The sequence below is a fragment of the Rhizobium sp. WSM1274 genome (assembly GCF_025200775.1).
GTDB lineage: Bacteria > Pseudomonadota > Alphaproteobacteria > Rhizobiales > Rhizobiaceae > Rhizobium > Rhizobium leguminosarum_I.
This window is the reverse complement of the sequence record NZ_CP104138.1, coordinates 1,517,424-1,536,284: the sequence shown is the minus strand read 5'-3', so window position 1 is coordinate 1,536,284 and position 18,861 is coordinate 1,517,424. Positions and strand designations below refer to the sequence as shown.

At 60.1% G+C, this 18,861-nt stretch carries 15 protein-coding genes; 4 read left to right on the top strand and 11 right to left on the bottom strand.

Features of this window, described 5'->3' with window-relative positions; translation table 11 throughout:
• Window positions 1-157 precede the first annotated feature (157 nt).
• The 5 genes from N2600_RS07775 to clpP all read right to left on the bottom strand — a co-directional run bounded on the left by N2600_RS07775 (window position 158) and on the right by clpP (window position 8,079).
• Window positions 158-2,356 (bottom strand): esterase-like activity of phytase family protein, encoded by a 2,199-nt coding sequence (locus N2600_RS07775; RefSeq protein WP_260298559.1) that lies wholly within the window; start codon window positions 2,354-2,356, stop codon window positions 158-160.
• A gap of 212 nt (window positions 2,357-2,568) precedes the next feature.
• Window positions 2,569-2,844: a DNA-binding protein HupB gene (hupB, locus tag N2600_RS07770; protein WP_003558438.1), complete on the bottom strand. Its 276-nt coding sequence runs from the start codon at window positions 2,842-2,844 to the stop codon at window positions 2,569-2,571.
• A 206-nt stretch (window positions 2,845-3,050) separates the two neighbouring features.
• Window positions 3,051-5,468 carry an endopeptidase La gene (lon, locus tag N2600_RS07765; RefSeq protein WP_170256797.1) on the bottom strand — a complete coding sequence of 806 codons (2,418 nt, stop codon included), beginning with the start codon at window positions 5,466-5,468 and terminating at the stop codon, window positions 3,051-3,053.
• A gap of 400 nt (window positions 5,469-5,868) precedes the next feature.
• Window positions 5,869-7,146 carry an ATP-dependent Clp protease ATP-binding subunit ClpX gene (gene clpX, locus N2600_RS07760; protein WP_017963839.1) on the bottom strand — a complete coding sequence of 426 codons (1,278 nt, stop codon included), beginning with the start codon at window positions 7,144-7,146 and terminating at the stop codon, window positions 5,869-5,871.
• A 303-nt stretch (window positions 7,147-7,449) separates the two neighbouring features.
• On the bottom strand, window positions 7,450-8,079 hold the full coding sequence (clpP, locus tag N2600_RS07755) for an ATP-dependent Clp endopeptidase proteolytic subunit ClpP (RefSeq protein WP_017963838.1): 630 nt from the start codon (window positions 8,077-8,079) through the stop codon (window positions 7,450-7,452).
• Between the two features lie 465 nt (window positions 8,080-8,544).
• Here clpP and N2600_RS07750 point away from each other — a divergent pair, with 465 nt between their 5' ends.
• Together N2600_RS07750 and N2600_RS07745 are read left to right on the top strand one after the other, a co-directional pair.
• Window positions 8,545-9,798: a sensor domain-containing diguanylate cyclase gene (locus tag N2600_RS07750; protein ID WP_260298558.1), complete on the top strand. Its 1,254-nt coding sequence runs from the start codon at window positions 8,545-8,547 to the stop codon at window positions 9,796-9,798.
• Window positions 9,799-9,857: 59 nt separating this feature from the next.
• Window positions 9,858-11,102 (top strand): cytochrome P450, encoded by a 1,245-nt coding sequence (locus N2600_RS07745; protein WP_017963836.1) that lies wholly within the window; start codon window positions 9,858-9,860, stop codon window positions 11,100-11,102.
• A gap of 236 nt (window positions 11,103-11,338) precedes the next feature.
• On the opposite strand, the gene N2600_RS07740 is transcribed toward N2600_RS07745, so the two are convergent.
• The 4 genes from N2600_RS07740 to N2600_RS07725 all read right to left on the bottom strand — a co-directional run bounded on the left by N2600_RS07740 (window position 11,339) and on the right by N2600_RS07725 (window position 15,921).
• Window positions 11,339-13,468 carry a bifunctional diguanylate cyclase/phosphodiesterase gene (locus N2600_RS07740; RefSeq protein ID WP_260298557.1) on the bottom strand — a complete coding sequence of 710 codons (2,130 nt, stop codon included), beginning with the start codon at window positions 13,466-13,468 and terminating at the stop codon, window positions 11,339-11,341.
• A 256-nt stretch (window positions 13,469-13,724) separates the two neighbouring features.
• Complete coding sequence (locus tag N2600_RS07735; RefSeq protein WP_260298556.1) at window positions 13,725-14,069, bottom strand: cupin domain-containing protein; 345 nt, start codon at window positions 14,067-14,069, stop codon at window positions 13,725-13,727.
• A gap of 22 nt (window positions 14,070-14,091) precedes the next feature.
• Complete coding sequence (locus N2600_RS07730; RefSeq protein WP_222384757.1) at window positions 14,092-15,375, bottom strand: O-acetylhomoserine aminocarboxypropyltransferase; 1,284 nt, start codon at window positions 15,373-15,375, stop codon at window positions 14,092-14,094.
• A gap of 117 nt (window positions 15,376-15,492) precedes the next feature.
• Entirely contained in the window at window positions 15,493-15,921 is a 429-nt protein-coding gene (locus N2600_RS07725; RefSeq protein ID WP_170261164.1) for a CoA-binding protein, read from the bottom strand.
• 120 nt (window positions 15,922-16,041) lie between these two features.
• Here N2600_RS07725 and N2600_RS07720 point away from each other — a divergent pair, with 120 nt between their 5' ends.
• Both N2600_RS07720 and N2600_RS07715 read left to right on the top strand, forming a co-directional pair.
• Entirely contained in the window at window positions 16,042-16,365 is a 324-nt protein-coding gene (locus tag N2600_RS07720; RefSeq protein ID WP_260298555.1) for a hypothetical protein, read from the top strand.
• A gap of 475 nt (window positions 16,366-16,840) precedes the next feature.
• Window positions 16,841-17,677, top strand: coding sequence for a DMT family transporter (locus N2600_RS07715; protein ID WP_260298554.1), 837 nt, complete (start codon window positions 16,841-16,843; stop codon window positions 17,675-17,677).
• Here the strand turns inward: N2600_RS07715 and N2600_RS07710 are convergent, their stop codons facing one another.
• Window positions 17,678-18,508, bottom strand: a complete 831-nt coding sequence (locus tag N2600_RS07710; protein ID WP_260298553.1) for an enoyl-CoA hydratase — start codon at window positions 18,506-18,508, stop codon at window positions 17,678-17,680.
• 96 nt (window positions 18,509-18,604) lie between these two features.
• Entirely contained in the window at window positions 18,605-18,835 is a 231-nt protein-coding gene (locus N2600_RS07705) for a DUF1127 domain-containing protein (protein ID WP_170278509.1), read from the bottom strand.
• Window positions 18,836-18,861 lie beyond the last annotated feature (26 nt).

Here is an 18,861-nt window from a genome sequence, read left to right as displayed (position 1 = left end):
GACCGGGGTCGAGCCACAGGTCTCGACCCGTCCTTCGGACCCCCGCTCGCGGGGCGAAGGGACTGAGCCGCGACCTCTCCGTCCCACGCCGAGCTTTCGCATGGCACGTCCCCTCTCCCCGTTTTTACGGGGAGAGGGCTAGGGTGAGGGGCGGCTTTCAGTTTGTCGCGGTCAGATCGACCGGGAAGAACAGGGTCTCGCCGGAGGAGTCGCTGACGCCGTCATTGTCGGTGACCGCGTAGGGCTTGCCCGACGCGTCGAAAGTGAAGCCTTCAAGCTTGTCCAGCACATAGCCGTTGGTGGCAGACTTCAGCTCGCCGAGGAAGTCGTGCGCTTCGGTCTTCTTGACGACCGGCAACTCACCGCCGAGCTTGGCGGGCTTCAGGTCCGATATCGCGATCTTGTAGAGCTTCTTCAGCCTGGCGGCATCGCCGACGAGGTTGTCGCGCTCGATGATGTAGACGCTGTCGCCTTGAGCCGAGATTTCCGACAGGCCGACCCAGCCGCTTTCCGTCTTGTCGAGCGGATAGCGAACGGCACCCCATTCCTTCTTCTTCGGATTGTAGGAGATGAGCTTGACGAAGCCCTTCTCATCGTCGCTCCACTCGCGCTGGACCGCCATCCAGAGCGTGGTGTCGTCGCCGGTGCCGATAATGGTCACGCCTTCGAAGCCGTAGCGGATTTCGTTGGCGACGAGCTCCTTCGGCAGGGCGATCTCGGCCTTGATGTCACCCTTGGCATTGACGTTATAGAACGCGTGCGGAACGAGACGCTCGCTGTAGCCTTCCGAGGCGAGCCAGAAGGAGCCATCGGCGGCAGCCGCGATGCCTTCGATGTCGAGCTTCTGGGCTGGGGCACCGTCACGCTTGACGACGAGGGCGTCGGTGATGACGGCCGGCTTCTCGCTGGCGTCGATCGTGTAGATCGTCGGCTGCGAGCCCAGAACGCTGTCGCTTACCGCGTAGAGCATGCCCGGCTTGCCCGGAACGGCGGCGAGACCCGAAAGGGCTGCGAAGCCGATCGGATTGCCGTCCTTTTCGGCAGAGACGATCTGCGGATAGGCCTTCTCGCCTTCCGAGCGCTCGTAGATCATCACATGCGAACGCGCGCCGCCGTCCTTGCCGAGGTCGAGTTCGTTGGCGGTCGCAAGAAGATTACGCGCGGGAATGGCGATCGCACCTTCCGGCGAAATGCCGGACGGCAGGAGCTGGACGAGTTCGGGATCAGCGCCGGTATCTTTGTAGACGCCGACGACCGAGGCACGCTCGGCGAGCAGAAAGAAATACTGCTCATCGCCGAACTTGGCGGCTTCAAGGCCTTCGGGCTCGACGCCCTTCGATCCCGAACGGCTTTCCGGATAGTGGCCGATATGGGCAACGGCGCGTTCGAAAGATGCGCCTGATTCGTAGAGAAGCTTGCCCGTCTTGTCGAAGATGGTGAAACCGCGCGAGCCGCCCTGGTAGTCGCCTTCATTGGCGACGACGAGGCGGTTGTCGTCCAGCCACTTCACGGCGTCGGGCTCGCGCAGCACGCCCTTGGCTTCGCCCGAGAATTTCAGGGCGCCGTCACGCTTGGTGTCGATACCGGAGAGATCGACGCTGCCGGCGGAAAAATGCGTCTTCACGTCAGCCGTGTTGGCGTCGATGATGACGATCTCATTGTTCTCCTGCAGCGTGAGGGCAATTTCGTTCAGGCCGTTGAAGGCGACGAATTCCGGCTCCGGATCTTCAGGGGCGACGCCAGTAAGCCCGGTCAGCGCCACGTGCTTGATGGTGCCGCAGTCGACGGTGCCGTTCTTGACCTGGAAGACGACGAGGTCGCCGGCCGGCATTTGCGGGATCTTGCCGTCATTGACGTCTTCGTCGCGCTCGTTTTCGATTGCGATGGCGCCGAGCGTCTTGTCCTTGTTGAGGGCGATCGAATCCGGCTGGCCGCCGAGATCGCAGGTGCTCTCGATCTTCTTGGTCGCCACGTCGACGATCGCGAGACGGCCCGAGGGCTTCGCCTTGCTTTCGGAGGTGTTGACAGCAACGAGCGCCTTGCCGGCGCTGGAGGTGACCGATGTCGGCTCGCCGTCCATCATCACCGCGCCGCCGGCCTTCGGTGCCTTGGCGTCGGTAATGTCGATGAAGCCGATCGCGCCGAGCGGGCTGTCGCTATAGATCAGCGTGTTGCCGTCGCCGGTCGCGGTGATGATTTCTGCGGAGCTCGCCGACAGCTTGTCCTTGTCGGCCGGCAGGTTCGCCGCAACCGGAAAGGAGGCGATGCGGTTGAAAACCGGTTCGGCCGCGGCCGGAAAAGCAACGGATGCGAGAAGCACGGCAGCAAGCGCTGCCTTGCGCGATGAAATTGTCATGAAATCCCCCATGTATCGAACATTCGAAACATAGGTCTTCTGGGGGAGCGGCATGACACAGGCATGACAGATGCGGCATTTTGCACCTGATCACGTCAGGCGATTGTCCGCTCGCTTCGCACCGACCGCCAAGCAAAAGGGGTCCGGCAAAGCCGAACCCCTCTCAAATCCTGCACAGCCGGTCTCGTTTCCGACTGGTGGATAATCTCAGATCAGCCGTTGACGGCGTCCTTCAGGCCCTTGCCGGGCGTGAATTTCGGCACGTTGCGAGCCGGAATGTCGACTTCAGCGCCCGTTGACGGATTACGGCCCTTCGTTGCGGCACGATGAGAAACGGTGAAGCTGCCGAAACCCGCGAGGCGGATGTCGCCCTTGTTCTTGAGCTCAGCCTGGACAACGTCGAAAACCGCGTCAACAGCGGAAGCCGCGTCAGACTTCGTCAGTCCTGCCTTTTCGGCTACTGCGGACACGAGTTCATTCTTGTTCATGTTTCCACCCCTTTCTAAATGGTATGAAACGACTCAAAAGTAAGCTAGGCGCAGAATAGGTTTCATCAGGCCCGCCGAAAACCCAAAAGCCCTGCAAATCAAGGAAAAGCAAGCGTCTACATGACGTTTTCACAAAAAAGGCTGGCGTTTCCGCCAGCCTTTTTCCGTGTTTTGTCCCAATGGGGCATAAATGTGGCAAAGGCCACTCAATGCGCTATGGTTGCGCCTGTCTCATCGAGGCCTTCGACCGTTGCGATGACCGGCGTTTCCACCGTACCATCCCATTCGATCGGCTCCGGCCGCCGGATCAGCGCATGCTTGATCACCTCGCCCATGCGGGATACCGGGATGATCTCCATGTTGTTCTTCACGTTATCAGGAATCTCCGCCAGGTCCTTGGCGTTTTCCTCCGGAATCAGCACCTTCTTGATGCCGCCGCGAAGCGCTGCGAGCAGCTTTTCCTTGAGACCACCGATCGGCAGCACACGGCCACGAAGGGTGATTTCACCAGTCATGGCCACATGCCTGTCCACCGGAATGCCGGTCATGATCGAGACGATCGCGGTTGCCATGGCGACGCCGGCCGAGGGGCCATCCTTCGGCGTCGCGCCTTCCGGCACGTGCACGTGGATGTCGCTCTTGTCGAAGCGCGGCGGCTCGATGCCGAAATCGACAGCGCGCGAGCGGACATAGGAGGCCGCTGCTGAGATCGATTCCTTCATGACTTCCTTCAGATTGCCGGTGACCGTCATGCGGCCCTTGCCCGGCATCATCACGCCTTCGATGGTCAGCAGTTCGCCACCGACTTCCGTCCAGGCAAGACCGGTCACGACGCCGACCTGATCCTCGCCCTCGGCTTCGCCATGGCGGAAGCGCGGGACGCCCAGATAGTCGGAGATGTTGGCAGCCGTCACATGAACGGACTTCGTCTTGCCCTTGATGATCTCGGTGACCGCCTTGCGGGCGAGTTTCATCAGTTCGCGTTCGAAGTTGCGGACGCCGGCTTCGCGGGTGTACTGCTGGCTGATCGCCATCAGGGCGTCGTCGCTGACCGAGAATTCTTCCGGCTGCAACGCATGTTCCTTGATGGCCTTCGGCAGCAGATGCCGCTTGGCGATTTCGCGCTTTTCATCCTCGGTGTAGCCGGCGATACGGATGATCTCCATGCGGTCCATCAGGGGCGCTGGAATATTCAGCGTATTCGCCGTCGTGATGAACATCACATCCGACAGGTCGTATTCGACTTCCAGATAGTGGTCCATGAAGGTCATGTTCTGTGCCGGATCGAGCACTTCGAGCAGGGCCGAGGACGGATCGCCGCGATAGTCCTGGCCGAGCTTGTCGATCTCGTCGAGCAGGAAGAGCGGGTTGGACTTCTTCGCCTTCTTCATCGACTGGATGACCTTGCCAGGCATCGAGCCGATATAGGTGCGGCGGTGACCGCGGATTTCGGCTTCGTCACGAACGCCGCCAAGTGCCATGCGGACATACTCACGGCCGGTCGCCTTGGCAATCGACTGGGCGAGGGAGGTCTTGCCGACACCCGGAGGACCGACGAGGCAGAGGATCGGGCCTTTGATCTTGGTGGCACGGGCCTGCACGGCCAGATATTCGACGATGCGCTCCTTGACCTTATCGAGACCGAAGTGATCGGCTTCGAGGATCTTCTCGGCATTGTTGAGATCGGCCTTGATCTTCGACTTCTTGCCCCAGGGAATGCCGAGCAGCCAGTCCAGATAATTGCGCACGACGGTGGCTTCCGCCGACATCGGGCTCATCTGGCGCAGCTTCTTCAGCTCCGCATCGGCCTTTTCACGGGCTTCCTTGGACAGCTTGGTCTTGGAGATGCGCTCTTCCAGTTCGCTCATCTCGTCGCGGCCTTCCTCGCCGTCGCCGAGTTCCTTCTGGATCGCCTTCATCTGTTCATTGAGGTAGTATTCGCGCTGGGTCTTCTCCATCTGGCGCTTGACGCGCGAGCGGATCCGCTTTTCGACCTGCAGGACCGAGATCTCGCCTTCCATGAAGCCGAGGGCTTTTTCGAGGCGCTGCTTGACGCTGGTGGTCTCCAGCATCTCCTGCTTCTCGGTGATCTTGATCGACAGATGCGAAGCGACCGTATCGGCGAGCTTGGAATAGTCGTCGATCTGGCTGGCGGCGCCGACCACTTCAGGTGAAATCTTCTTGTTGAGCTTCACGTAGCTCTCGAATTCGGAGACGACCGAACGCGACAGGGCTTCCAACTCGACCGGATCGTCATGCGGCTCCTCGAGCACATGGCCGAGCGCCTCATAGAAATCCTCGCGGCTGGTATAGGTGTCGATCTCGGCGCGGGCGCGGCCCTCCACCAGAACCTTCACGGTGCCGTCGGGCAGCTTCAAGAGCTGCAACACGTTCGCCACGGTGCCAACATTGTGGATCGCGGAAGGATCCGGATCGTCGTCGCTGGCGTTGATCTGTGTCACCAGCATGATCTGCTTGTCGGAACCCATGACCTCTTCGAGCGCACGGATCGACTTTTCCCGTCCCACGAATAGCGGCACGATCATATGCGGGAAAACCACGATGTCGCGCAGGGGCAGAACAGGGTAGGCAGTGCTGGTCGCTACAGACGTTTTCTTCGTCATTTTATGTCCTTTCCATCGTCCCGTTGCCGGGCTCTGTGCACGGCCGCTTGGGACCGGCCGGCAATCTCACTTGTTCCTACAAGTGGAGGTTCTGACTACGCTTTTCAAGCACGCCAACGCCCGCGTCCCTCGGATGTGACAGCTTTATTACAACGGAACGCCAACACTATGACGCGTGTGGCTGGACCGGCGCTTACCACTTCCGACCCGGCTAAATGCAAACGCCAGCAAGAGACTTACGGATCATTGCATCATTGCCAGGCACGAACCTTGCGCAACATCGGCAAAAGCAACTTCGGTTCCCACCGGCAAATACTAACAGCGCCTCGCATGGTTTTTCAAATAGAAAGGGGCCTGCCTATGGCAAGCCCCCAAAATAATCACACGAAAGCCATCAAGCTCACGCCGAAGCGTTTGCCTTTTCTTCCTGGCGATCGGCATAGATATAAAGCGGACGGGCCGAACCGCGCACCACTTCCTCTGATATGACGACCTCGCGCACGCCTTCCAGCGTCGGCAGTTCGAACATCGTGTCGAGCAGGATCTTCTCCATGATCGAGCGAAGGCCGCGGGCGCCGGTCTTGCGCACGATCGCCTTACGGGCGATTTCACGCAGAGCGTCCTCATGGAAGTTCAGTTCCACATCCTCCATCTCGAACAGCCGCTGATACTGCTTGATCAGCGCGTTCTTCGGCTCGGACAGGATCTGGATCAGTGCGTCCTCGTCGAGGTCCTCGAGCGTCGCCAGAACCGGCAGACGGCCGATGAATTCCGGGATGAGGCCGAACTTGACCAGATCTTCCGGCTCCAGTTCGCGCAGGACCTCGCCGACGCGACGGTCGTCCTGGGACTTGACGGTGGCGCCAAAGCCGATCGAGGTCTTCTCGCCGCGAGCCGAAATGATCTTGTCGAGGCCAGCGAAGGCGCCGCCACAGATGAACAGAATGTTCGTTGTGTCGACCTGCAGGAATTCCTGCTGCGGGTGCTTGCGGCCGCCCTGCGGCGGAACGGAAGCAACCGTGCCTTCCATTATCTTCAGCAGCGCCTGCTGCACGCCCTCGCCCGAGACGTCGCGGGTGATCGACGGGTTGTCAGACTTGCGCGAAATCTTGTCGACTTCGTCGATGTAGACGATGCCGCGCTGCGCACGCTCGACATTGTAGTCGGCCGACTGAAGGAGCTTCAGGATGATGTTTTCGACATCCTCGCCAACATAACCGGCCTCGGTCAGCGTCGTCGCATCGGCCATCGTGAAGGGAACGTCGATGATACGGGCGAGCGTCTGGGCAAGATAGGTCTTGCCGCAGCCGGTCGGACCGACGAGCATGATGTTCGACTTCGCCAATTCGACTTCGCCGTTCTTGGAGGCGTGCGCCAGGCGCTTGTAGTGGTTGTGAACGGCAACCGACAAGATCTTCTTCGCCTGCCGCTGGCCGATGACGTATTCGTCGAGGACCTTGATGATGTCCTGGGGCGTCGGAACGCCGTCGCGGGACTTGACCATCGAGGATTTGTTCTCCTCGCGGATGATGTCCATGCACAATTCGACGCATTCATCGCAGATGAAGACGGTCGGTCCGGCAATCAGTTTCCGGACTTCGTGCTGGCTCTTTCCGCAGAACGAACAATAGAGAGTGTTCTTGGAGTCGCCGCCGTTGCTGCCGCTGACCTTGCTCATATCATTTTCCTTCCAGCACGCCGCATTTCAAGGCGAAATCGCGGTCCACTCTATCAGCTCCTGGCGGCACTCCGTTTCCGGAGCCTTTGCCGAGAAGGGCTTCAGGGGGTACGAACCGGCCCCAACCAATCATGTCCGGGTTCCGGCGGCAACGAATTCCCCTTCGAATACCGAATGCTATGTCATAAAAATTCAACATAGCATTAATAGTTACTATTAGCGTCTTCGTCGCCGGATGAAAGCCCTTGTTCAATCACAAATGGGATAGAACTGTGGCGAGGAAAACACCATCCCTATTAATTACTAGGCCTGTTCGCCTTCCATTTCGAGGCGCGACGTCAGAACCTTGTCGATCACGCCCCAGCTCTGCGCTTCGTCCGCATCCATGAAATGGTCACGATCGAGCGTCTTTTCAACTTCCTCGTAGGTCCGGCCGGTGTGCTTGACGTAGACCTCGTTCAGGCGGCGCTTCATTTTGAGGATGTCGCGGGCGTGCCGCTCGATGTCCGAGGCCTGCCCCTGGAAGCCGCCCGAGGGCTGGTGCACCATGATGCGGGAATTCGGCGTCGCAAAGCGCATGTCCTGGTGGCCGGCCGCCAGCAGCAGCGAGCCCATGGATGCGGCCTGGCCGATGCAGAGCGTCGAAACCGCGGGCTTGATGAACTGCATCGTATCGTAGATCGCCATGCCGGCGGTGACGACGCCACCGGGCGAATTGATGTAGAGGGCGATTTCCTTCTTCGGGTTTTCGGCCTCGAGGAAGAGCAGCTGGGCGCAGACGAGCGTTGCCATATGGTCTTCGACGGCACCCGTCAGGAAGATGATGCGTTCCTTCAACAGACGGGAATAGATGTCGTAGGAGCGTTCACCGCGGTTGGTCTGTTCCACGACCATCGGCACGAGGGCCATTGCGGTATCGACTGGGTTTCTCATGTGCGTCCTTTGTCAGCGTCTCGCCGGCCGGCGCCGGGAATCAAAGAAAAATATCTCACCCCTACATAGAGTGTCCCGGCCCTCCTCTTCAAGACACGCATGAGGATAACGTTAAGAAGGCGGGGCCAAGCGGCTTTAGCGCCTTCTTCATGCATGTCGCTATCCCGGAACCGCTGCACACTTCCGACCGACATGCATTAAGTTTCGGCTCCTGGTAGCCTCTTTCCCCCAAACGCCTGTTAACGGCGAGCCCTCGGCCTGATCTCCCCCATCTTTTCTCCATGGCAGGATGAAGGAAGGCTTACTCTATTCGATAATACTCATGCACGTTTACCCAACGGAAAGCCTACCGGCAGATATCGGCCCAAAACAATGCCGCAGCGCAGCGACATTAAGGAAGTGGCGAGCTTCCTCGGCAAGGATGCAAGCCAACAGAAAAGAGCGGACAGACAAGGGGTTGCTGCCGTGTTCAATATTGCTACAGGTCTCGCCATCTGGTGTTCAGAGGCCATGACGCTCGCTTTGGTGCTGTTCGTCGCCTGGCGCCACGACGTCAGGAACGAGGCCTATCTCTATTGGGGCTTGGGCTTCCTCCTGACCGGCATTGGCTTTGCGATGGTCGCGCTGCGCGGCGAAATCCCCAGCGTGCTTTCCGTAGAGGCGGGCAACGCCATCGCCTTGCTCGGCCAGAGCGCCTGGGTGGCGGGTTTTCTGGCGCTCGACCGCAAGCGGATCGAATGGTGGGCGCTGCTGCCGCCGGCAATCTGGCTCGCCGGGGTCTTCCTGCCCTGGGTCAACAGCGATTATTCAAACCGGGTGGTGCTCTATAACCTTGCTTCGGCGACGGGTGCGACGGCACTTGCAATGGCGGTCGCCGCCGGCGACATGCGCCGCGAGCGTACCCGCCGTAAGCTGATGGGCGTGTTCGTCCTCCAGGGCTGCCTGTGCTTCGGCTCGGCGCTGATGATGGCGCTGACGATGCCAAGCGATATCGAAGCGACGAATCTCGGCGGCGTTTCCGCCATGGCCAGCGCCTTCCTGCTCACCATCGCGTTCGCGTTCACCTGCCGGCTGATCATGGAGCGTTCCGAACGGCACCTGCGTGCGCTCACCCTGACCGATTCGCTGACCGGCGTGCTCAACCGCCGCGGCCTGCTCGGCTATTTCGACGCCACCCAGGAAAAGGCCCATGACGACCGGCGCCAGGTCGCGGTCATGCTTTTCGATCTCGACCATTTCAAGCGGGTCAACGACCGTTTCGGCCACCAGTCCGGCGACGCGGTGCTGACCGCATTCGCGCGGATGGCCCGCCAGTATATTCCAAACAACATCTTCGGCCGCATGGGCGGCGAGGAATTCGCCGCCTTCGCCGCGGTCACGGACCAGACGGAAGCCGAGGCGATCGCCGAAGCGATCCGCACCGAATTCTGCAGTCTTCCCGTCAGCACCGGCGAAGCTATCGTTCCGGTCACGGTCAGCATCGGCATCGCGCTCGCCTCCTCGATCGAAGCCAATATCGACAAGCTGATCTCGGCTGCCGACCGGGCGCTCTATGCGGCGAAGGCCGCCGGCCGCAACTGCACGGTCACCTTCGGCGAAGCGGAGGCCGCGGCCCCTGCCCCGGCTGCGCCGCCAAGCACCGCCGGCGAACTCGTACCGACGGTCGACGACCAGGTCGAGGCGCTGCGACGCATGGGCACACTGTCGCGGGCCGGGTAGTCCGGGATCCCTCTCCCCACATCTTTCCGAGGCTTACCAAATCCGCTAAGCCTCGGGGCATGATGATCCCATCCTTTCTCTCGATCGACCGCGCCAACCGTCATGTCTCTCTGGACGGCCGCAACCCGGCCTTCTACAGTAACCCGAATGCCGTCTATGCGGCCCTTCACGCCCATTGCCCGACCTTCTACTGGCTTGAGCAGAAGCAGTGGTTCTTCACGGGTTACGACCATGTGAACGGTCTGCTGCGCGACCGCCGCTTTGGCCGGCAGATCCTGCATATCGCCAGCCGCGAGGAGCTCGGCCTTGCCGAGCCGATGCCGCATCTTGCCAGTTTCGATCTCTCGGAACGTTATTCCCTGCTCGAACTCGAACCGCCGGAGCACACGCGGCTGCGTACGCTCGTCAACCGCGCCTTCGTTTCCCGCCATGTCGAGAAGATGAAACCGGAGCTTGCCGAACTCGCCAATCGGCTGATCGACGGTTTCGCGGAGAAGCGTGAGGTCGAGCTGCTCTCGGCCTTTGCCGACATCATCCCGGTGACGATGATTGCCCGGATGATCGGTATTCCCGAAGAGATGGGACCGCAACTTCTCGCCTGGTCGCACGCCTATGTCCGCATGTACATGTTCGGCCGTACGCGCGAGCAGGAGGACGAGGCCGAACGGGCGGCGAAGGAATTTTCCGACTACGTCAAAACGGTCATCACAGAACGCCGCACCGAACCGCGCGACGACCTGCTGACCCACATGATCCATACCGAGCACAAGGGTCAGTATCTGACCGAAGAGGAGCTCGTCTCGACAACGATCGTGCTGCTCAATGCCGGGCATGAGGCGACCGTGCACCAGATCGGCAATTCCGTACGCACCATCCTCGACAGCGGCTGCGATCCGGCGGAACTCTTCCGTGACGAGGCGACGACGGAGCGCACCGTAGAGGAAACCTTGCGCATCTGCGCGCCGGTCCACATCTTCCAGCGCTGGGCGCTGGAGCCAGCCGAAATCGACGGGGTCTCCTTCAAGCGCGGCGACAAGGTGAGCCTCATCCTCGCCGCCGCCAATCTCGACCCGACGAAATTCACCGATCCGCTGACCTTCCTGCCTGGTCGTAACGAAGCGGCGAACCTCTCCTTCGGCGCCGGCATCCATTTCTGCATCGGCGCGCCGTTGGCACGGCTGGAGCTCAACGTCGTGCTGCCGATCCTGTTCGAACGGCTGGCCGGACTCAAGCTGGCAAAGACACCCGTGGTCAAGGACGTCTACCATTTCCACGGGCTAGACCGGCTGGATCTGCAATGGTGATCGATTCCTCCTTCGGGCATCGCTGAAGCGATCCCGGGATTGCGGATCAGCCGTAACGGCCGGTATAGTCTTCCGTGCGCTTGACCTTCAGCGACTGGCAGCAGGACAAATGTTACCGGTTAACGGTGAAGACGTCCGGCAGCGAGTGAAAGGGAGTCACGTTCAGCGGTCACCGCTCTGCTGGAACGCCGGTAACGAGCCATCAACACCGAGTCTATGCCACGACCTTGGCGGCATCATGCGGCTGACTCTTCTAACAGCCTGCTGGATATGTCATATGCCGACATAGGCTTTCCCATCAGATATCCTTGAAGCTGATCGCAGCCGGCATCGCGCAAGATCGCCGCCTGGCGAGCAGTCTCGATCCCTTCCGCGGTCACGGGAACCCGCAGCGCGGTCGCGAGCGAGATGGTTGCCCGCAGAACATCGGCGCCATTTGAGTCTTCGTCGAGAGCAGACACGAGCGAGCGGTCGATCTTCATGCGATCGAACCCGAACTGCCGCAATGCGCCAATGCTTGCGTAGCCGCAGCCAAAGTCATCAAGCGCGAACTTGATGCCGACATGCTTGAGCTGGTCTATCGACCGCCGGGCCTGATCCGGATTTGTCATCAGAACGCCTTCGGTGATTTCCAATGTCAGGCGGTTGGGATTAAAATCGAGCTCCTGCAGGACCGAGATCACTTCAGCGGCAAATTCCGGATTGCAGAGCTGGATTGGCGAAACGTTCACCGACAATGCCAGATCGGGCCAGCTCTTGGCGTGCTCGATCGATGTTCTCAGCATATGAACGCCGAGCGCATCGATGAGGCCGCACCTCTCGGCAAGAGGGATGAAAATCTCCGGGCTGATATTTCCGGTTGCAGTTCGCCAGCGCGCCAGTGCTTCAAGACCGGTCACAGCGCCGGTCGAAGCAGAGACGAGAGGTTGGAAAACGGCTTCGATTGCGCCACTGCTGATGGCGCTCTTCAACAGGCCTTCCAGTTCGGCGACCCGTTGGCGTTCCCGGTCCAGTTCGGGGTCGTATTCGATCGCCTGGCCCCGACCATTTGCCTTGGCACGATAGAGGGCCATGTCCGCTCTGCGGAGCAGCTCCAAGGGCGGGACGTCGCCGCTGCGGGCAGCAGCGCCGATGCTTGCGCCAACCTCGATCGTTCGTCCGTCGATTTTGAAGGGCTCGGCAAACAGCGCCAGAATGGTCTTTTCCATCTCTCCGCGCGTGGCAGAACCGACGTGCACCAGCGCAAATTCATCGCCCCCGAGCCGCGCCGTGGCAATGATCTCGGGGTGGCAGGCGGCTAGCGCCTTCGAGACCAGCCGGATCAAATCGTCCCCCACCGCATGGCCCCAGGCATCGTTGACGGCCTTGAAGCCATCAAGGTCGACCAGATAGAGCCGATGTGGCGAAGAGGCCGAATTTTCCAGCCCTTCCAACAGGTTGAGAAGCCCGTGTCTGTTCAACAGACCGCTCAGGCTATCGTGGTCGGCTTCGAAAATCGCTGTTTGCGCCAATTGGCGCAGGCGCCGCGCCTCGGAGGCGCCAACCAGCAGAACGCCGATCAGGAACAGCGCGAGGATGACGATAGCGGCTGCAACATAGGGGTACACCTGATGAAACACGGCGCTTCCCGGCGCTTTGCTGGGCCAGACGAGATAGCCGATGACGGCCCCCTTCATGTCGGTGATCGGCGTGTTCAGGAACTCAGGCTTCGGCGTCGTCTCAAGTCGCAAGCCTTCAAGTTCATGTTCATTCGAAAGCGTGTCGATAACTTCCGATGTAAATTCCTTGTAGAAACTCAGCGTGCTAAGCTTCGGAAGCTCCGCGGTCGCTTGGAAAGGCTGGATTGCCTGCGATGCGATCAGAGCGATACCGTTTTCGGTCTTGATGAAATTGATCACTGGCGCCCGCTCCGGATCGGCAGCCACATTGATCTGCTGATAAAAACCTTGCCCGAAAAACGCGCTCGGCTGGAAGGGCTTGCCTTTGGCATAGGCCGAGACGATCGAAGACCGATCAGGGCCAATCACGATCGCGCCATCATAGAGCGCGTAATCCTCGCTGGTTTTCCCCCAATTCTCATAGGCCCAATCCGCGGCAGCCGAAGATGAGACAGCGCTATAGGCATCATCCCATACGGCATTATCCGTCGTTGTCGCGCTCAGGCGACTGACAAACGCACCGATTGCCGCGCGGGCGGCGCGACTGGCCCTGGCATCATCGATTTCGTTCGCAGACCGGGTCATCGTAAGGACGACATGTGCCACCAGGCCGGTCAGTACGAGGGCGACGACAAGGAAGAAGACCGTTGTTGCGATGATGGAAGACGTCTGGGTGCGAACGTACCTACCTGCAAGATTCGACGACATGCAAATTCCGGAAAGATTAATTGCAAGGCCATGTCTGTGGGACGGCAGGAGACATCATGTCCGCAATGCGCTGCAGATAAGGTTTAGCATTTGTCGATGTAGGCGCGATTAATGGGATTGGTTAAAAGCATTTCAATCCGGGACAACGCGTCACGAACACCGTCGTTGCCCGCTTGCCGTTGCGGAGCACCGCCGTGAAAGTGACGACAAAGGCGAAGCCGAAAACGGGACAGGCTCGGCTTCGTTCGCCCCCCGCTCAAACCTTGATCACATAATCCTTGCGAGTCGTTTCAACGACTTCCCACGTTCCCTTGAAGCCGGGCTTGAGGATCATCCGCTCGCCCGTCTTCAGATGAACCGGTTCACCGCCATCCTCCGTCACGATCGAATGGCCGGACAGCAGACTGAAATATTCCCATTCCTCGTAGGTGATCCGCCACTTGCCCGGCGTCGCCTCCCAAACGCCGGAATAGAGGCCGCCTTCGGCTTCCTCCAGATACCATGTGCGGAAATGCGGATCGCCGGAAATGATCCGGCCGGGCTCCGGGGCGCCGAAATCGGGTTCGACGCCGTCGATATCGAAGGTGATGAAATTTGTCATGGTCGCCGTAGATCCCTCTGACTCAGATCTTGGACAATGCCTGTTCGAGATCGGCTATGATGTCCTTGACGTCCTCGATGCCGACGGAGAGGCGCACGACGTCTGGCCCGGCGCCGGCAGCAATCCTCTGCTCGTCGGTTAACTGCCGGTGCGTCGTCGAGGCCGGATGAATGACGAGCGAACGGGTATCGCCGATATTGGCAAGATGGGAGAAGAGCTCCAGCCCCTCGACCAGTGTCTTGCCCGCCTCATAGCCGCCCTTGACGCCGAAGGTGAAGACGGAGCCGGCGCCCTTCGGCGAGTAGCGCTGCTGCAGGGCGTGGTTCGGGTCGTCGTCGAGGCCGGCATAATTCACCCAGGCGATCTTGCTGTGCGCCTTCAGCCATTTGGCGACGGCGATCGCATTGTCGCTGTGGCGCTGCATTCTGAGCGGCAGCGTCTCGATGCCGGTCAGGATCAGGAAGGCATTGAAGGGCGAGATCGCCGGCCCGAGGTCGCGCAGGCCAAGCACGCGTGCAGCGATCGCGAAGGCGAAATTGCCGAAGGTCGCGTGTAGCACCATGCCGTTATATTCCGGCCGCGGGCTCGACAGCATCGGGTAATTGCCGGATTTCGACCAGTCGAAGGTGCCGCCGTCGACGATGAGGCCGCCCATGGAATTGCCGTGGCCGCCGAGAAACTTGGTCAGTGAATGCACGACGATGTCGGCACCGTGCTCGATCGGGCGGATGAGATAGGGTGTCGCCATCGTATTGTCGACGATCAGCGGCAGGCCGTGGCGATGTGCGACGTCGGCAATCGCCGCGATATCAACGAAGGTGCCGCCGGGATTGGCCAGGCTTTCGATGAAGATGCCGCGTGTCTTGTCGTCGATCTGGCTTTCGAAGCTTGTCGGATCGGCGGCATCGGCCCAACGCACCTGCCAGCCAAAATTCTCGAAGGCATGGCCGAACTGATTGACCGAGCCGCCATAGAGCTGGCGGGCAGCTATGAAATTCTCGCCGGGGCGCATGATGTTGTGGAAGACGATCACCTGCGCCGCGTGGCCGGAAGCAACGGCAAGGGCTGCCGTGCCACCCTCGAGCGCTGCGACGCGCTCCTCAAGCACGGCTTGCGTCGGGTTCATGATGCGGGTGTAGATGTTGCCGAAGGCCTGCAGCCCGAAGAGGGCGGCGGCATGATCGGAATCATTGAAGACGAAAGCGGTCGTCTGGTAGATCGGCGTTACCCGCGCCCCGGTCGTCGGGTCGGGCTGTGCGCCGGCATGAATCGCCAACGTATTGAATCCCGGATCATTCTTGGCCATGTCGTCCTCCCGTTGTTGCTGACGGGCGGGATCATAGCCTGTCGCTTACGAAAGTTAACCGCGATCCGTTTCAACCCATGGGCCTTCGGTGGAAAATCCATCTCAGCAGACCGCAACTCAGGCAATAAGACGAGGATACTCGATCGCAGGGCAGCGGTTCATCACGACCTGGATGCCGGCAGCCTCCGCCTTTGCCGCAGCCGCATCGTCGCGGACGCCAAGCTGGGCCCAGATGATCTTCGGCAGCGGCTTCAGCACCAGCGCCTCCTCGACGACACCATCCAGATATTCGGAGGCGCGAAATACGTCGACCATGTCGATCGGCACGGGAATGTCGGCGAGTCGGGCATAGACGGTACGGCCTTGGATCTGTTTGCCCGCCTGCCCTGGATTGACAGGAATGACCTCGTAGCCACGCGACAGCAGATAGCCCATGACGCCGTTGCTCGGCCGGGCCGGATTGGGCGAAGCGCCGGTCAGCGCGATGGTTTTTGCCGAATGCAGAATTCCGGCGAGGTATTCATCCGTGTAGGCGTCGTGATTCATGTCCGCTTCTCCATTCCCGAAAGCCCTTCGGCACAGCCGACATGTTTTTTTGCGTTTTCATGAAACCGGCGGTGTGTCTCTTTCGTATATATGAATTGGCTGCTCTCTGAGGATGATTCGATGAAAAAAATCGCTCTTGCCCTCATGCTCGTGCTCGCCGCATCGCCGGCGCTGGCGATCTCGCGTTACAATCCGCTCGCCATGATCTGTGCCAGCGTGCGCGCTGCCATCCACAATCAAGGCGCCGTCATCTTCCGCTACCAGTCTCCGCGTGGCTTGCCGCTCTATGATCGCTATGTCCGCAACAGCAATTATTGCGACGCGACCGATTATGCCGAATGGACGCATATCCCTTCGAAAGACAATCCCCGCTGCCAGGTATTGAACTGCCAGAGCATAGACAACCTTGACGGGATGCTCTTCGTTCCGCATCATCAGCTTTGATTTTTTCGCCGTCGTGACAGCCGCCTAAACTGTACGTCTTTCGCGTTTGCGAAAGGCCTGAGCTCAATTCCGCGCTGCGATTTCTTGAAGATTGCACAACCAAAGGCTTTAATTTTCCCCTATGTCAAAGCTATAGAATAATATCTATATTTCAGTAGCATAGAATAACCGCCTCCCGAATTCTCGCAGATATTTTCTCCTTCTGTTCGCGATAATTCCGCCATTTGTTCCCTCGTCCATTAGAAACATCTCATAGTTGAAAGCCTCGCGTGGATTGAACGTATATCGCGCGCACGCAAAAATTGCCGCAATGCCCACCATTGTTCACATCCTGAAAGGATGCTATTCGACATATGAACGCATAAGCGACCGCAGCCGCACGTTTTCGTGCAAATCCCAGTTGTCTTTTCAGAAATTTCAGACGCCGAAGGCGAGGCGTATTCCGCTTCCTCTCATCTTCTCCGGACTTACTCCCTTGCCTCTCGACGTTATCCTGCTCGTTCTCTTCGGCGCACTGCTGCACGCGACATGGAACGCCATCGTCAAGGCAGGGAGCGATAAATCCCTGGATGCGGCGCTGATCTCTGCCGGCGGCGCCGTTTCGGCACTGCCGTTCCTGGCGTTCCTGCCGCTGCCACACGCCTCCGCATGGCCGTTCATTGGCGCCTCGGCCATCCTGCAATTCGCTTATTTCCAGCTGGTCGCCGCCGCCTATCGGGCAGGCGACATCGGCCTCGTCTATCCGCTGATGCGTGGCTGTGCTCCTCTCCTGATCGCCGCGACAAGCGGTTTCATCCTCAAGGAAAATCTTTCCGGCGGCGCTCTTGCCGGCACAATGACAATCTGCGCCGGCGTGCTGACGCTCGCCTTGGAGGCGCGACGCGGCAGCCGCAGCGCAGTCGTCCTCTCGCTTGCCAATGCCTGCGTCATCGCCAGCTACACCTATGTCGACGGCGTCGGCGCGCGCATCTCCGGCAATGCGGTTTCCTACACCTTGTGGATGTCGCTGCTGCCGCCGGTACTGCTGTTTTCCTGGGCGGTGTCGCAGCGCGGCGCTTTCGCAGTCGTGCGTCACGTTCGCCGCAACTGGTGGCGCGGTCTTATCGGCGGCGCCGGCTCGATCGCTTCCTACGGGCTGGCACTCTGGGCAATGACGAAAGCCCCGGTCGCGACCGTTGCAGCCCTGCGCGAAACCGCGATCCTCTTTGCGTTGGTGATCTCGATCACCGTCTTCAAGGAAAAAGCCAGCATCTGGCGCTACGTCGCCGGCGTCGTCATCGCGATCGGCGGGCTGGTTCTGAAACTGGCGTGATTACTCGCAGTTCCATTCAGGTTTACGCTTGCCGAGGAAGGCGCTGATCCCTTCCTGCGCATCCTGCGTCAGCATGTTCTCGACCATCACCCTGGCGGTATAATCATATGCCGCTTCCACCGGCAGTTCGAGCTGCCGGTGGAAGGCTTCCTTGCCGATCTTCAGCGTCAGCGGCGATTTGCTGGCGATCACAGCCGCATATTTGGAAACCACCTGCGCCAGATACTGCTTCGGCACGATACGGTTGACGAGGCCGAAATCCTTGGCGGTCGAGGCGTCGATCGTCTCGCCGGTCAGCAGCATCTCCATTGCCTGCTTTCGGTGCGCTGCACGCGAAACGGCCACCATCGGCGTCGAACAGAAGAGGCCGATGTTGACGCCCGGCGTGCAGAATGTCGAACTATCCGTGCAGATCGCCAGATCGCAGGAGGCAACGAGCTGGCAGCCTGCAGCCGTCGCCAGCCCATCGATCTCGGCAATGACGGGCTTCGGCAGATGGGCGATCTTCAGCATCAGATCGGCGCAGAGCCGGAAGGTCTTTTCGAAGAAACCGGCACCCTGATCTTCATCGGCGCGATGGGCCGTCAGCTCTTTCAGATCATGTCCCGCGGAAAAGACGTTGCCGGTCGAGGCGATGACGACGACACGCACATCCGGCTCCGCTCCGGCCGCATCGAGCTCTTCCATCAGGGCTTCGAGAAGCGCGATCGAAAGCACATTGGCCGGCGGGTTATCGAGCACGAGCCGCAGCACGCCGTCGCGCAGAGAGCGGGTCAGCAGTCCGCCCCCCTCCGCTCTGGCTGCGTCCGGGAAGGATACGATTTCGGCCATGATGCTGCTCCCTGCGCTCGATTCCAGTCAGACGTTTTGCCACAAGGCGCCGGCAATTTCGAGCAGGATCCGCACTCCCCGCGTAGCTGCGGGAAGTCAGGACCAGAACCACGACTTCGATGTCTCGGCCCGCGCCTGCGCACGGGTCAGACCGACATCAGAAAGCTCGTCGTCAGTGAGTTCCGAAAGCGTGCGGCGGCTGCGGCGCTTTTCGAGGTGATGTTCGATCGTCATCAGCAGCCGCAGGCTCCAGCGCGCCATGCCGCGAAGTCTCGACCGAGCGATATCGCGAGGTGTGTCAAGGATCCCGCTCAATTCCAGGGCCATCTCTTCTTCCTTTCTTCAACGGATGA

Coding starts and splice junctions, on each gene's coding strand:
- N2600_RS07775 (WP_260298559.1), bottom strand. CDS start 2,356: ATGACAATTTCATCGCGCAAGGCAGCGCTTGCTGCCGTGCTTCTCGCA.
- hupB (WP_003558438.1), bottom strand. CDS start 2,844: ATGAACAAGAATGAACTCGTGTCCGCAGTAGCCGAAAAGGCAGGACTG.
- lon (WP_170256797.1), bottom strand. CDS start 5,468: ATGACGAAGAAAACGTCTGTAGCGACCAGCACTGCCTACCCTGTTCTG.
- clpX (WP_017963839.1), bottom strand. CDS start 7,146: ATGAGCAAGGTCAGCGGCAGCAACGGCGGCGACTCCAAGAACACTCTC.
- clpP (WP_017963838.1), bottom strand. CDS start 8,079: ATGAGAAACCCAGTCGATACCGCAATGGCCCTCGTGCCGATGGTCGTG.
- N2600_RS07745 (WP_017963836.1), top strand. CDS start 9,858: ATGATGATCCCATCCTTTCTCTCGATCGACCGCGCCAACCGTCATGTC.
- N2600_RS07740 (WP_260298557.1), bottom strand. CDS start 13,468: ATGTCGTCGAATCTTGCAGGTAGGTACGTTCGCACCCAGACGTCTTCC.
- N2600_RS07735 (WP_260298556.1), bottom strand. CDS start 14,069: ATGACAAATTTCATCACCTTCGATATCGACGGCGTCGAACCCGATTTC.
- N2600_RS07730 (WP_222384757.1), bottom strand. CDS start 15,375: ATGGCCAAGAATGATCCGGGATTCAATACGTTGGCGATTCATGCCGGC.
- N2600_RS07725 (WP_170261164.1), bottom strand. CDS start 15,921: ATGAATCACGACGCCTACACGGATGAATACCTCGCCGGAATTCTGCAT.
- N2600_RS07720 (WP_260298555.1), top strand. CDS start 16,042: ATGAAAAAAATCGCTCTTGCCCTCATGCTCGTGCTCGCCGCATCGCCG.
- N2600_RS07710 (WP_260298553.1), bottom strand. CDS start 18,508: ATGGCCGAAATCGTATCCTTCCCGGACGCAGCCAGAGCGGAGGGGGGC.
- N2600_RS07705 (WP_170278509.1), bottom strand. CDS start 18,835: ATGGCCCTGGAATTGAGCGGGATCCTTGACACACCTCGCGATATCGCT.